The organism is Leptolyngbya sp. Heron Island J, assembly GCF_000482245.1.
GTDB lineage: Bacteria > Cyanobacteriota > Cyanobacteriia > Phormidesmidales > Phormidesmidaceae > Leptothoe.
The window spans coordinates 13,288-29,416 of the sequence record NZ_AWNH01000095.1; the positions used below are offsets into that span (position 1 = coordinate 13,288).

The 16,129-nt window shown below is 54.1% G+C and carries 2 protein-coding genes; one reads left to right on the forward strand and one right to left on the reverse strand.

All coding sequences use genetic code 11. From position 1 onward, the window contains the following. The first annotated feature begins 524 nt into the window (after window positions 1-524). Window positions 525-14,399 (forward strand): LamG-like jellyroll fold domain-containing protein, encoded by a 13,875-nt coding sequence (locus N836_RS64475; protein ID WP_023075422.1) that lies wholly within the window; start codon window positions 525-527, stop codon window positions 14,397-14,399. 86 nt (window positions 14,400-14,485) lie between these two features. Here N836_RS64475 and N836_RS64480 read toward each other — a convergent pair whose 3' ends face one another. Further along, window positions 14,486-16,003 carry an amidohydrolase family protein gene (locus tag N836_RS64480; protein WP_023075423.1) on the reverse strand — a complete coding sequence of 506 codons (1,518 nt, stop codon included), beginning with the start codon at window positions 16,001-16,003 and terminating at the stop codon, window positions 14,486-14,488. Window positions 16,004-16,129: the final 126 nt, after the last annotated feature.

A 16,129-nucleotide genomic window follows, 5' to 3' on the forward strand; every position in this document is an offset into this window, starting at 1 on the left:
AAGGATTCACTATTGGCTAAGCTCTCCTTGGTCAGCAATATTCCTTATTTCCCTATCGTGTATACACAAGCCGGAGAGTGGCTTCTAGATTTTGAGCCCTCATCCTAAATCCTTCTCCCCGCGGGAGAAGGACTTTGAAACTAGCTCCCTTTCTCCCCGCGGGAGAAGGGGTTGGGGGATGAGGGCCAATTCAAAGCCAGAAAGACTTTGAGGCTAGCTCTCCCTGACCTTACGCTTTAGCCCATACCTGAAGAGCTTTAGGAAGGGCTAAGGAGCATGCAAGATTTAGGAAAATCATCAACACCCTGTAAGCTCTCCTTAATGAACTGTAGGACTGACGTTACTGCGTCAGTTTCTCTTCGCCTATTCTCAACCTGAAAGATCTGACGCTAACCTCCAAAAGCTTGGGAGATTTTGATCTGCTAAGCCCTGGATGCTCTCGATCTTTTGCTAACTTTTCTATCCTGCCCTACAGTTCCCGCAATCTTGGCGAATTAAGCACTTTATTATTGGGACTTCTACCTATGAGTACTGCTTCAAGCCCCCTGACCGATCGCGCTGCTTTTGAACGTTTCAAGGAAGCCAACCCTCAGCTGGGTTTAGCCTTGAAGATAGCAGCGATTCCGGAAATAGAATTTGTTAAAACCTATGGAGAGCAGCTAGAGGATGGCGAACGACAAGCTTATCGCATCCACCAGACTGCTGTACGAGTCCAGCAGCAAGCAGCCCTAGTGTGGGCCAATCTGAAAGATGCGGCATCTCCTTTTTTGCAGCAGACCCTTTTTAACAACATTCCTCCTTCATTTTTAGAGCAGCAACAACGAATTCCAGGCTATGATCGGCTGTTTGGCAGTTTGGACTACATTGAATGTGATGAATCGCGCTCAGTGCTGAGTCCAGCTGCCTATTTTGTTGATCTGATGCGATTTATTGAGGAAACCATCACGGGCAACAATACAATTCCCGCAGAATGTCAGCTCGACCAGCGGCGTCCCGATCTGTTGCGTCTGCGCCTGGATGAGGACAACACCTTTAGCCTGATTCCCTACATTGACCTGGTGAATGAGGTGTTAGAAACCCTCGTGACCGATGAGGAGAATCCCAATGCTGAAGCTGTTGTTGCAGCGGCTGTATTTCCCCAGTCATTGCCCCTCAATCTGCCCTTAGCCGAAATTCGTGCTTATTTGCAGCAGCTGGATTGGAATTTGTCCCAAATCTACGATACTTTTGCCACGGCGACAGATGGCCAACACCAGCAGCGAGAACAGTTAGCACTTTCACCTCAAGAATTGGCACTGTTGGGTAGTCCCTTAGTGGACGAGCAGCTGGCAGCGGTCTACGGGTTCGAAACAATGACAACGACGCTCTCGGCACTGGCGTCTGTAGACGTATTTCTGGAGCGTACCGGACTCACTCGGCAAGAATTGAATGACCTAGTTTATCAAGACCTGGATCGCTTTGAGGTGAATGCCGGACTGTCGCGGTTGTTCTTTATTAATGCGGTTGACGATGGCTTAGGACAGCTGACGATCCAACCAGGGTCAGGAGACTCGGAAAATCCTACCCGACCACCGCAGGAAACGTTACTAAATCTCAGCGCTGCCAAGTTGGACCGGATTTATCGCTTTTTAAAGCTAGCCCGGCGGCTGGAGTGGTCCTTTGCGGATCTGGACTGGGCGCTGCGGGCTCTGGATACTCCCTACAACCCGGAGCGAGTGCTGCAGTTTGACGGGCTGAATGATTTTGTGGATATTCCAGCCCCGGCGGAGTCCCCTGGAGAGGGTGAATCAGGGCTGGCGGCTTTGCAAGGCACCTTCACGGTAGAAGCCTGGGTCAACCCTTCACGTCACCAGGCGAATCCGATTCTAAGTCGGGGAATGGAAGATAATACCGAGATTCACTTTTTGCTGTGTCTGACCCCTGATGGTCGGGTGACCTTCTATGGCTCGGCAGCGGCAGAAGAGTCGATCACCAGTTTGCAAACGCTGACGGTTGGGGAGTTTAGCCATGTGGCGGTAACGGTGCAGTCCTCGGATGGTCGAGTGCAGATCTACATCAACGGCGAACTGGACCGGGAGGGTAGTCTACCCGCTGTGCAACCTCCTGCTGGCAACCTGGCGGTCAACATTGGTCGCAACCTGAGCGATATTACCTTTGCTGGGTTAATTAAAGACGTACGGATTTGGTCAGACGTGCGGACAGCGGCGGCGGTCTTTGATAATCGCTATCGTCGTTTAACTGGCTTTGAGACCAACCTGGTGGCCTACTGGCCTCTGACTGAAACCCATGGCATCGAATTGCTGGATCGGACACCTTACCGGCAGCATGGGATACCGGGGGGCGATCGCTTTGTCACCCAGCCCACCTGGATCGGTACCGATCTGGTGCTAGAACCCCTACCCGACCGCATTGGTGCGACGGGCTACCAGTTCAATGGCATCGATCAGTTCCTGGCGGCACGGGGCGTGACGGGGTTAGACGTCGATCAGTTCACCCTGGAAGCCTGGATATATTTGGAAGCGGCTGGCCACAACACGATCATTACCAAGGGCAATGCGGGCAACCGCCAGACCCAGTTCCTACTGTGGGTCGATGAGCAAAATCGTCTAGTCTTTCGCAGCACCTCCTTCGGGGCTCAGGAATATCGCAGTCAATCTACAGTGGCGCTGCAAACCTTTACCCATGTGGCGGTAGCGGTGAGCGCAGAAACCATCGATTTGTATCTAGACGGTGTCTTGGATCAAGGCTTTGAGCGCCCAGACGGTGCCATCGATCCCCGTGGGGATGATTTAGTCATTGGTAACGACTTTAGCGATCGCACCTTCCACGGCATTATCCAAGCTGTGCGGCTCTGGAACCATGCCCGCAGCGCCAGCGAACTTAACAGCTTTATGCAGCGGGCCATACCGGCTCTAGCGCCTGGGCTAATTGGCTATTGGCCTCTCAATGAGATTACCGGCGAAGTAGCCGCAGATCAGAGTGTTAACAACAACCCTCTGTACCTGGGGGGCGTGCCCGCAGACTTTCAGCCGGAGTCCATCCCCGTTGCGCCACTGCTGCCCGCACTACCTGTGGCAGTGCCCGGTAGCGCTCTACAGTTTGACGGTGACCAGGACTTATTGGTGCTGCGTCACGAAGATAATTTGGGTCTGGGGCGATATCCCCGCTTTACCCTGGAGTTCTGGTTTAAGCCCACTGAGCAAGCGGTGAACCCTGAAACCCCACAGTTGCTCTTTAGCCAGGGGGATGGTGAGGCCGGTCTGGCTGTTTATCTGGAGCGGCAGCAGCTGCGAGCAATTGCCTGGTGCGCTAACTACGAGCTCACTGAGGTGCAAGAGACGGTACTGGCCAGCGGTGAGACGGCTGTTACCCCAGATCAGTGGCACCATATCGCCATTGTCCACGATGAAACCCAAAACCTGGACTACATTGAATTTCGTGGCTTCCTCAATGGGACGGCTCTAGACGAGATCAGCAATACCCACGGGAACACCAGCCTGGAGCCAGGACAGCGCGGCTATCACCTCAGCCCGGTGGGGGTGGTTTACCTGGGAGGCATTGACACCACTGGTATGACCCGATTCCAGGGCACCTATTTGCAAGCGGACGATGCCCGGCTGCGGGGCTTTTCTGGCCAAATGGCCGACCTGCGACTGTGGCAGCAGGCCCGGACCCTGGAGGTGATTGAAGCAGAGCGCTACCGAGCACCGGGTCTAGAAGACTTAATTACCTATCTCCCCCTGGATGAAGGACAGGACATTACTGTCACTGACCGGGTTGGTGGCTACACCGGACAGTTGCGGGGTCAGGAGGCGGTGTTTATGGCGGCGGCTATTGCCGATCCGGAGTTGGAGAACCGCTATACCCACTACGCTCCTGAGGGTGAAGCCGTCCTGGATTGGAGTAACTATGGCTACACCGGCATGCTCTATGTGCCCGCAGTGCCAGACGGGGTCACGGCAGGGGGCCTGGGGGTGACCTTCCTCAGTCGTCATCCGGACCAGGTTGATCAGTTCTATCGTTTACAGGTGACCTGGCCTGCTGGCCAGCCGACATTTGGTTTGACGGCCCATCCCCAGGGTGTGCAGCCCCTGACTCTAGGCCAGGCTGACTTTCCCACCCCAACACCGGGGACCTGGTACCATTTCTGGCTCGAAGTCACAGATGCCGCGGACCGTACCAACATTGCTGTTACCCTGTGGCCTGAGGGTGAACGCCGCCCAGCTAATGCTCAAGTGACGGCCTATGATGACAGCGATGTGCGGATCACCTCAGGTGCCGTGGGGCTGTGGGTAGCGGGGGACCAGCCTGAAACTTTGATGGCTCGGTTTAACAATTTACGGGTGGTGACCTTAGATGGGGCTGTGGATCTACTGGTGGCCAACTTTAAAGACTATTTGCCCGGTGAGAATCCCATTGGCTGGGTGGATACGTGCGATCTCATCACGCCCCAGGACGCCTCTGGTCTATTTGGCCCCCTTGACCTGCAGGGTAGAACCGTCCTTGGCACTGACTCCACGCTAGACGGCATCCATAGCCACTATTTTCCCGCTGGCAGCGATGTGCTGACCTGGACCAACTACAGCTACCGGGGCAAGGTGCGCTTTAGTGATGCCGCTAGCGGCATCGGCCTCACCGTACTCAGCCGTACACCTGAAAAGATTGACCAGTACTACGTGCTCCGACGGGATGCTGAGCAGCCCACATTGCACCTGGCCGCCCATCCCCTGGGGGTGCAGCCGCTGACCGCTGAACCCGGCAGCAGCCTGGACTCCGGTCTATTGCTGCAGCCCGAGACCGACTACTTTGTCCTGATTGAGGTCAACAGTGACCCAGAACGCACCCAGATTCAGGCCAAGGTTTGGGAGGCGGGCACCCTAGAGCCCAGCGACTTCCAAATTCGTGCCTTTGATGACAGTGATATTCGGATCTCGACAGGGACCGTCGGCATTTGGGCCGCAGGACCGGGGACTAAAACCTTCGATCACCTGACGGTGCATCAAGAGACTCTATTTGCCGAAGATTTCTCGGTTTATGGACCGGACGCAGAGCCGGTCAACTGGTTGGATACCGGAGCTAACAATAGCCGTGAGGAAGTCCCCGAGCTGTTCCGCACCGCCAATATTGACGGGGGGATTGTGTTGCGCACGCAATCACAAGAGAACAACATTCACAGCCATTATCAAGCTGCTGAGGCTCTAGCCTGGACTAGCTATAGCTACACGGGGCGCATGTTGGCCACACCGGATGAGAACGGCAACTTTAGCGGTATTGGGATCACCTTCTTTAGCCGCTATACCGATGCAGCCCTTGACAATCACGACCAGTACTACCGACTGCGACGGTTTAGCGGCATCCCCACGTTGCACATCGCCCCTCATCCCCACGATCAACGGCAGGTGGAATTCTCCAGTCGCGATACGGGTGTTAATCCCCTGGCTAACACCTGGTACCAATTTCTGATTGAAGTCAATGACACCGGTAGTCGCACCCAGATGCGGGCCAAAGTTTGGCCGGAGGGCACCCCAGAACCGGCTGCATTTCAAGCGGAAACATTTGATGACAACAATTCCAATGACCCCAATCGCAGACGGCTGACGGCAGGCACCATCGGTCTGTGGGCCCAGGGCGAAGGCGAAAAACACTTTGACGATCTGCAGGTGCGTCGCGGTGTGTATTTGTCTGCTGATCTAGCCCTGGAGGACTGGCAGTCTATGGGTGCCCGCACACCGTTTGCAGCGGACGATACCCTGTTTGTCGCAGAGCGTATCCCGGATCAGCCCATGTGGCTGCAGGTTGAAGATATTCCCCTGCTGCGACAGCCGCTGAATCTCCGGGCCTTAGACTTTGATGGCGATCGCGAATACCTGGCCCTGGCAGCACTTCAAGGAGAAATCGCTGACCGCTTTACCCTGGAAGCCTGGATTCAACCGGCCTCTATTGGGCCAGTAAACCCCATCTTCAGCTGGGGTGAGACCACCTGGTTTGGCCTCAATAATGCAGGTCAGGTAACTCTGGTGTCTGGTGCAAACTCCCTTAGTGGTGCGACTATTCTGGCGACCGATGCTTTCACCCATGTTGCAGTTACAGTCGCAGGGGACAGCATCACGCTCTATGTGAATGGCGTGGCCGATGGTGAGGGGACTTTCGCCCCCATGGCGTTGGCTGCTGTTATCGATGTTGGTCGCTTTGGAGAACAGTACTTTGGCGGTCAAATTCGCGATTTGCGGCTGTGGAATACTGCTCTGACTGAGTTCCCCATCCACCAGCGCTACCAAACACCCGACTTCACCTCGACCGACCTGCTGGCTGCTTGGGCCTTTGCTGACTTTGAAAACGCCTACGCCCTGGATAGCTCAGCCAATGGAAATCATCTGCGGTTGGGTGGGTTAGAACCGGCTCGCAAACCCACTTTATTTGAGCGCGAGCTGCCGACGGATAACACCTTCTTCCAGCCGGGGCGTCCCCTGCTGACGTTCAGTGAGGCTGAGGATGGCATCCTGATTCCAGTTGGAGCTAACCCCGTCGTGCCCAAGCGCCATACGGTGGAAGTTTGGGTCAAGGTGACGGATCCTGACCTCTCCGGTCGGCGTCAGGTGATTTACCACAGTGGCGATGCCCAGCAGGGATTAGTGATGTATGTCCATGATGGCCTGCTGCACTTTGGGGGGTACAATCAGGCCCTCGGTTGGCAGGGTACCTGGGTGCAGACCGACCGCATGCTGGCAAAGCGCTGGCATCATGTGGCCCTGGTACTGGATGGGCGAGCGGAAGTGCGACCTGGGGCCTTCCGAGCTTATCTAGATGGCAAGCTAGTGGGCTTTGGAGATGGCTCACAGCTCAGTACCGTTCCTGCAGGCATGGTGGGGGCGGCAGCCGGTGATATCCGGTTTCACGATGGCATGGCCACCGCCGTAGACACCTATTTAGAGGGAGCCGTGCTAGAACTGCGGCTTTGGGATACCGCCCGGACGTCTGCTGAGATTGCCGACTATCGCTATGTCACGTTGGCGACTAACGAACCTAACCTAGCTCTATGGTGGCGATTCCAAGAGATTAGTGTCGAGAATCCTGTGATTAGGGATGATTCGGGTCGCGATCGCACTGCCACCCTCGACAATCTCGACCGGCTGCAGTCTCTAGCTGCCCTAACTATTGGCAGTTTGCCCACACCAATTCTGAGCCAGGACACCCTGCTGGAGCTGGCCACTGGCCGACAGTTGATGGAGCGTCATCGTCGTTCTGTGGAACAGCTCACCGCCCTGTGGTATGACCTGCGCCACACCGGACGGGCTGATGACCAGGTATTCTTTGACCGGGTGTTCAACCCCACCGGGCTGACGGCTGACATCTGGAGCTACCACGACCCGGCCCGCCGCTGGGATATCACCGGGCAGGAATTGCCCAGTCGCGATCGCTCGATTCGCAGTCGCCTGATGGGAGCCTTGCAGCTGTCCAGTGACGACCTGGATCGGATAGTGGCTTTGGTCAGCGGCACAGAAACCCCGGTTGAAGTAGATACGCCTTACCTGCGACAGCTCTACCGTCTGTCCCAGATTCCTCGGGTGCTGCGGCTGACCGTAGATGAGTATCTCGTGCTACTGGAGATGCTGGGTCTGACTGGGGTGGAATCTTTGACGGATCTGGCCTTGATTAGCGATCGCATTACCGAACTGCGTCGCATCGGCCTGCGTGTGGATGAGCTTAACTTCTTCGCCAATGATGTTCCTAGCGATCGCATTCGCCCTCCGTTTACCGACGCTAATATCCGTGTCTTTGCCGATGAGGTGGTGAACCAGTCTGTCGAGTATCTGCTCGCGCCACTCACTCTGACGTCAGACGACATTAGCGAGCTGCAGTCTGCGACCATCGTGGACTTCTTGAAACCTGGTGAGGACACCCGAGTGATCGGGGCGCTGACCACCCGCTATTTTGTGGATGATCTAGGTGCGGTTACCGACCGCTATCAGGTGCCGGAGGATTTAAGGGAACTTGCGATCGCTCAAAACTGGGCCACCCCCTTTGCCGACTTAGGAACCAGCCTCTTCACTGCTCTACAAACCGCCGGATTTGTCAATGAGTACGGCATTATCCTGCGGTCTGAAGAGCTCGATCAGTTCCCTAAGGCATTTGGTGACAGTGCCCCCAGTCCCACCGTATTAGCAGACATTCAGGCGGTGCTGGAAAACCAGAACAACCGCCAGACAACAATCACTGAAACCCTGGTAAATTACCGCAACGAGCACCGCAGTGCTATCCTGGCAGGCCTGTCAGAACTGTTGGGAACCGATCCTGAACCGCTGCAGGCCGTTCTTACCTACTTCCAGTCCGTCGGTGAGCCCCTGAGCGACCCCTCTCGCCTGCTAGATCGACTGATGTCCCTGGAGGAAACGCAGCCTATTCCTACAGAGCTGCTTGACTACTGCTTCCGGCTGTACAAAATTCTTTTGTTGGTCACCCGATTTGAATTGACCACTGCCGAGATTCAGATACTACTGGAGCACCCCGTCTGCTTTAGCGTCAGCGATGTGTTCCGGCCTACGCTTACAGATCTGGTCAATCTGTTTACGTTCACGGAACTCAAGACCGCTTTTGGCGGTGATGAAGACCAGCTGGTGCAGTTACTTTCTCTGGAACCTGGTTCGTCCCTGGTGACAGACGCGATTCTGCAAATCAGCGGCTGGGACTCTCCCCAGCTACAAACCCTGATGGCCCACTTTGGGGCAAATCTCTCCTACAACCGGGTGGAGAATCTGCTGCAGCTGCAGCGAGGCTTTGCCCTGGCGGAAACCCTGCGGGTGGACATCAGCTTTATGCTGCAGCTGGCGGCCACGGATGATTTATCTCTCACCTTTTATCGACAACAGGCCGATGTTCTACTGCCCGCCCTGCGAGCCCTGTACGACGATGAGCAGTGGCCCCAGGTCTTCCGGCCTTTGCGCGATCCCCTGGCGATTCAAAAGCGAGATGCCCTGCTGGCTGTGGCTATGGAAGACATTCCCACAGACTTTGAAGGCCGCCGCAGTCCCGATTTGCTCTCGGAATATCTGCTGCTGGATATGCAGGTTAGCAGTGCCGTGGAAACCTCTCGCATTGTGCAGGGGACAGCGGCTTTGCAACAGTATGTGCAGCGCTGTTTGATGAACCTGGAAAAAGGGGTTGATCCAGCTACTATTCCCACGGACCAGTGGGAATGGATGCAAAACTTCCGGGTGTGGGAAGCCAACCGCAAAGTGTTCCTCTTCCCCGAAAGCTTTATTGAGCCGGAACTGCGAGATACCAAAACGCCCCTGTTTGCAGAACTCGAACAGGAGCTGATGCAAGGAGAGATCAACCAGGATGCCGTTACTCAGGCCTACACCCGCTACCTCAACCGATTTACGGAAGTGGCCAACCTCAAGATCGTGGGCAGCTATCGCCATAAACCCCTCGACGAGGAAATAGAAAACGCCAATCAAGATGAAATCCTGTATCTGTTAGGTCGCACTCAATCCCAGCCTGCTCGGTTCTTCTATCGAACGTTAATCAACAATACCCAATGGCAGCCTTGGCAAGAGATTGATCTGGTAATCGATTCAGAACAAGTCTCTCCAGTGTTTGCCTTTGGCCGTTTATTTCTATTCTGGGCAGAACTCACCAAGCTCAGTCAACCGATAGAAGTGGGGCCGGTCACTATAGTGCCATCTGGCGAAGGCGACCGGGCTAACCAAACCCTGGAAGGAGAAGGCGTGACTCAGCAGGACATTGAAGACTATCGTGCTGAGCGTAGAAGCTTGGACAATCAAGGCTTTCTGGTCAATAACAACACCGGAGAACGGGTCCAGCGGAATGTGGATGTATTTCGTCCTACGGTCAGATATTCTTACCTGAATGCCGACGGCAGTTGGATTACTCCTCAGAATTACCTGGAACTGGAGGAAACGATTAGAGCTGAACAAGCAATTTTGCCAAGCTGGCAACGGGTGGCCGCCCAGCGGGTGTTGACCCTAAATCAGGACAATGAAATTCCCCAAGAAAATAATGCCCAGGTGTTGGAACTGAATTCGAACACCACTATTCTGAATACGATTCCCCGCTTTGATATGCGGCGGCTTACCTGGTCGTTCTGGGTCAAGCTGGATAACCAGCGACCTAACGGCTTCTTGGGCACTACTGAGCCCGTTTCCTCTTCCATCACGCTGTTTGAGTATGGCAATCGTTTGAGGGGTTTAGCTAATGCCAATATCAATCCCATCCAGGGGCTCAGGGAAGCGGTAACCCAAGCGTCTGCACTGGCCACTACCATTCTGCCCCAACTTTCTCTTCTATCCGTTGCGAACGAAGATACTCGGGAGAACATCGTCACTGATCTGCAAACTAGTATCCAGGCTCTAGAACAGGCCCGAGCTGTTGCGCTGACGACAACGAATCCTAATCTGACTAGTGAAGTTACTAATTTAGTCGACGCTATCAATGGCGTTATTAACACTGTCAATAGCGCCATTAGTAACACCGCTAATGTGTCTGCAGCCATCGCTGCGGTTAATCAACTAATTGCGGTTGTCCAACAAACCCCTCAGTGGGAAACCACCTCCTGGCGGTTAACCCTTTCCCACGAGGGGGCTTCACCTGCTAATCGTCTGGATGTCGATCTGCCCTACGATGTGTGGCAACACATTGCCATTACCTTTGACTATCAACAAGGAGGCGACTATGAGCTTAACCTGTACGTAGGAGATGAGCAGACAGAAGTGGCCTCAGTCTTGAGAGATAGTGGCAATCTATCGGAAATGCTACCCTCCGCTCAAGTACTCAGCATTGGTAGATCAACAAATGAGGCTCTTCTCACTAGTACGTTTGCCATTGCTACACGAGACCAGTTACCGCCTGAACCCCTAAATCCCTTCTTCACCGCTCAACTAAGTGAGTTTCGTCTATGGGAACAGGTGAGAGACGTGGCTAGCATTAGCGCGACTCGGAATGAGCGCCGTTCAGGACAGGAGTTCGGTTTATTTTACTTGCCCTTGAACCGTGCCCCGCAGATTAATGTCTATCAGGGAACCGTACGCGATCTATTGGCTGATCGCAATACCCTGGTATCGTCCAGTCTGGATTTCCGCTTAACGGCCATTGTGCCAGTCGATGCGGAGCGAGAGCGGATCATTCTGTTCTATGGCAATCAGGTCAGGAGCATTCGCAATAATTTAGAAGAACAAAGCTTCACCTTACAGCTGGAGAATCGGTTTGCAGATATCACAAACTATGATGTCAACCTGTCACTTTTCTCCGAAACCGGGAACATCAACTTCCCCAACAGTCGAGGGCTGATCCTGCATCTATCCTTAACCAATGGGCTCAGCCTTAACGACTATGCCGATGGTGAGCACTCCACGCTCAATCGCTTTACTCCAGCTAGCTTAAGGCTGCTGCAGGAGCAGATTACCAGTTTGGCTTTCTTTAACATTTTTGCTCAACTAGCCAACGTTATCGAGGATCTGCGAGATACCCAGGCTTTCAGCGCTAGAAACTTTCTGCTAAGAAACCTACCCCGCTATGAAGCATCCATGATTGATGTGGGTAATCAACCCGGTTGGTACATCCTCGATACAGGGGATGAGCAGTACCTGGTACAGGTCAATATCGACAACTTGAAGACGGCGGGAGAGCGGATTCGATTTGAGTACGGTCAGAGCAGCTTGAATGATGTCCGTCAACAGATCACAGTCTACTTTGATCGAGATGATGCCCTCGAAGCTGTCGATCCTGATAATGACGCTAATTTACCCCTATTTCGGTTTACTCGCTTAAGTACGTTTGCCGTGCATGACCTGAGCGTCAAGCTATTTACCGAAGGAATTGAAGGTCTTCTGAGCCTGAGAGCGCAGCAAACCGAAGAATTTGACTTCAACAGCTACCAGCCCTTTACCCACGACTCTGATTCGGGGGTGGGTCTAGTGCTCACCGATGGCATTACGGAGACCTTAGATTTTGACGGGGCCTATGGTCTCTACTATCGAGAGATTTTCTTCCACATTCCCTTCTTTATCGCCAATCAGCTCAACACCAACCAGAACTTTGCTGATGCTCAACGGTGGTATCACTATATCTTTAACCCGACGTCCTCTGAGAGCAGCAATGGGGCTAACTCTAGCTCCGATCGCTTTTGGCAATATCTGCCGCTGCGGAATCTGTCTTTAGAGACCCTGCGGCAAATGCTCGGGAATGAGGAGGCGCTGGCGGAATATCAAAGTGATCCCTTTGACCCCCATGCGATCGCACGGCTGCGGATCAATGCCTACCAGAAGGCAATCGTGATGAAGTATATCGACAACCTGCTGGATTGGGGCGACAACCTATTTGCCCAGGACAACCGCGAGTCGATCAACCAGGCATTTCTGCTCTATATTCTGGCATTCAACCTGCTGGGTCCCCGACCGGAGGCCAGAGCTGATCGTACCTTTGAGGAAATCGGCAACTACCAGGGTATCCGTGAAGCCTTTGACGACGTGCCAGAATTTCTCACCGAGCTGGATCTAAACGGCAACGTCGCCGCCCGTACCAGCACTATCACCCTGAATCAGAACGGCAACATCATCACCACCTTCTGTGTCCCCGAGAACTCTGACTTCATCGGTTTCTGGGATCGGGTGGAATCCCGACTGTTTAACATTCGCCATAGCCTCAATATTGAAGGCATCTTCCGACAGTTAGCGCTCTTCCAGCCGCCCCTGGATGTGCGGGCTCTGGTCCAGGCTGCCGCCGCTGGCGGACGGGATATTGGCAGCCTGCTAGCGGACGTGAACGTACCCGTACCCCATTACCGCTACGGTTTCATGCTGGAGCGAGCTAAGGAGATTATCGGCAACGTTAAGGATTTTGGGGCCGTGCTACTTGATGTACTGGAAAAACGGGATGCAGAACAACTCGCGACTCTGCAAACCACCCATGAACGGGATATCCTCAATCTGACTACCGCCGTCCGGGAAGCCGCACGGGATGAGGCCCGCACTGCCATTGGAGTCCTGCGCATCAGTGAACAACGAACGCAGGAGCAAATTCGCTATTTGGAGGGTCTAATTGAGCAATCCCTGATTCCCGCAGAACAAGCTGGGCTCGGCCTCATGATCGGTGGGAATATCCTCAAACTTGGCGCTTCAGGGCTAAAATTGGCAGCTTCATTTGCCTTCAACGTACCTGAGACCACTGCCGGTGCTGCCGGTGCCTTTGGCAGTCCTGTATCCGTGGTCAGCTTTGGCGGCGGCGATGTGGCCGAAGGGCTGACCACCGCCTCGGACATTGTTGAACTGATTGGTGATACCACTCTGACGGCGGGCGAGATCGCAGATAGAACTGGAGAGTATATCCGCCGGGCAAGCGGCTGGGCACAGGATCTAACCATCGCCCAATTTGATCTGTCTGAAATTCAAGAACAAATTGCAATAGCTGAGCTGCAGCTGCAAATGGCTGAACGGGAGTTAGAAATCCACAACCGCCAGATTGAACAAAATCAGGAGCTGGCCACGTTCTACCGCAGTAAGTTTACTAACGAGGCTCTCTACAACTGGATGATCAGTCGCCTGGCAGGGATGTACTTCCAGTCCTACCGCCTGGCCTACGACTTTGCCAAATCGGCAGAACGAGCCTTGCAGTTTGAGCTGCCTACCAACGATCGGTTCATCAACTTTGGTCATTGGGATAGCCTGCGTCGCGGTCTGCTAGCTGGGGAGGCCCTGCTGTTGGATGTCAACCGCATGGAAAAATTCCACCTGGATAACGACAGCCGCTTCCAGGAGATTGAGAAGATCATTCCCCTGAGCCGGGTCGATCAAGCAGCACTGCTGCAACTGCTAGGGACAGGTGAGTGCAACTTCAGTCTCAATGAAGCCCTATTTAATCGTGACTATCCGGGACACTACTTCCGGGTCATCAAGTCTATCTCCCTATCCCTCAAGTTTGTCGAGGACTCTCCCCTGGTGGATGATCCGTACTTCACCGTTAACGCCAGCCTGACCCAGGTCGGCAACAAAACCCTCCTCGATCCGGATATTAACGCCGTGCGCTACCTCATGGGTATTGAAGGAGCCACCCAGCCCGGTGGGACGGCGCTGCGGGTCAATTGGCGCTCCAATCAACAGATTGCGGTGTCTAGTCCCCGGCAAGACAACGGCATGTTTGGTAGCTTCGACTTGAACTTTGTGTTTGACGATCGCTACTTCCCCTTTGAGGGCACAGGCGCAGTCTCCAACTGGCACTTAGAGATCCCGCTAGAAAACAACCCCGATCTAGTGCAACGTATCCAGAACGCCAACGTTCTGGCTTTAGAAGATGTGGTTATTCACATCAAGTACACCTCTAAATTTGACCGGAGCGAATTTAGAACCCAAGTTCAGGAGGAAGTGAGAACCTTAGATCAGGCCTAACCGAGCAGGTAATGACCGGCACCGTGATGTCGGTCATTACCCAATATAAAAAATGTTTCTGCTGTCCTCCATCCTCTGCCCTGGGCTTACGTACGAGAGTTAAAAGCAGCATAGGGCGACAATGTCGGCACCGGCCATCGGGCGTACCATTGTCCTAAATAGGGGATGAGATCCGTGGCCAAGGCGCGATATTGGTCTCGGTTGGGCGCGGCGTCAAGCTGTTCGGCAATGGTTTGGCCCACTGCCCTGAGGTCAAAGCCGGTGGGCATGCCGGCTTTGAGGACGACCTGGCCATTAACCAGAACCGTATCGACATCGGTGGCCTTGGCCCGCATTAGTATGACATGGAGAGGATTGGCCTCAGGAGACATCCAGGGCCAGGTGATGCGATCGCAATTTACCAACACCACATCGGCTCGATAGCCAGGGGCGAGTTTGCCAAGCTGTTGCGCTTTGCCCATGAGCTTAGCACTGCCAACTGTTGCCAGCCGCAAGATGTCGCCATAGCCAGGGGCCGGACTGTTAATTTGAGGAGACCGCTGCAGCCGCGCCGCTAATCGCATTTCAGCAAACATGTCCTCATCATCGCCGAGGGCGGTACCATCCATACCTAACCCCACAGTCGCCCCACCAGAGACCATGGCTGTCAGCGGAGCCATGCCCGCCCGCAGCCGCAGGTTAGAGCTGGGGTTGTGGCTCACCGCAGCTCCAGTTTCTGCCAAAATCTCAATGTCAGCTGGGGTAAGCCAGACACCGTGGGCAATGGAGAATCGAGGACTCAGCACTCCCAGTTGGTTTAAGTGAGCAATAACAGATTGACCATAGAGACGCGGCCCCATCAGTTTTTCATAGAAAGACTCCAGGGCATGGGTTTGGACATGGGTATCTAAACGCTCAGCGGCATCTACCATCTGTAGGAGTAGTTCATCGCCAACCCATTGAGGGCCTGGTGGACCAAACCAGATATCAATGTGGGGGTGAGTCTGATACTGTTGCACAAAGTCGGCAATCAGCTCTATGTGCGCTGTTCTAGATACGGGCTGTGCCATGGGTACCAGGGTTTGCAGCCGCTGTCTTAAGTCTTCTGGCAGACTGGCTAAAAAGGTATCATCTTCACCATGGACAAACATGCTTTCATAGCGCATGCCCGGCGTTAGGGCGACACGCATGCCAGCTTGCTCATAGGCGGCCAGTCGTCCCTCAAGATTGTCCCGACAGTCCTGGGCGGTGCCACCCATGCTGGCCACATCCACAACGCTGGTTACCCCGCTCTGCAACAGCTGGGCAATACTCAGTAAGGTTTTAAGTTTAGGATCTTGTGATCGCAAGCCAATATTGGCAAATAGCCACAATTCTAGAAAATCATCGTCCACACCCTGGAGAGAATTGGGCACCCCATTGCTGTGGTGGTGGGCATTGATTAACCCCGGCATCACAGCAAACCGATCAGAGCCAATCACCGCCGCCTGGGGATAGGTCGCCTGTAACGTCGTCCAGGCATCCACCGCTACAATAGTATCGTCCTGGATTGCGATCGCGCCATCAGTTAGCGTAGTCTCACCCGTAAAAACCCAGCGACCTCGAATTAACCGCATATCTGTCATCGTTGCCGTCCACTTAGAAAACCACGTCAAGCAACAGTCTATTCTGAAACTTTTTTGATGTTTGTCAATTAATTCAGACTAGTACCCATGGCAGAAACTTAGCAGCTATTTCATCCCCCATCTACC

Excerpts from the sequence above, each read along its gene's own strand:
- N836_RS64480 (WP_023075423.1), bottom strand. The coding sequence starts at position 16,003 with ATGACAGATATGCGGTTAATTCGAGGTCGCTGGGTTTTTACGGGTGAG.
- N836_RS64475 (WP_023075422.1), top strand. The coding sequence starts at position 525 with ATGAGTACTGCTTCAAGCCCCCTGACCGATCGCGCTGCTTTTGAACGT.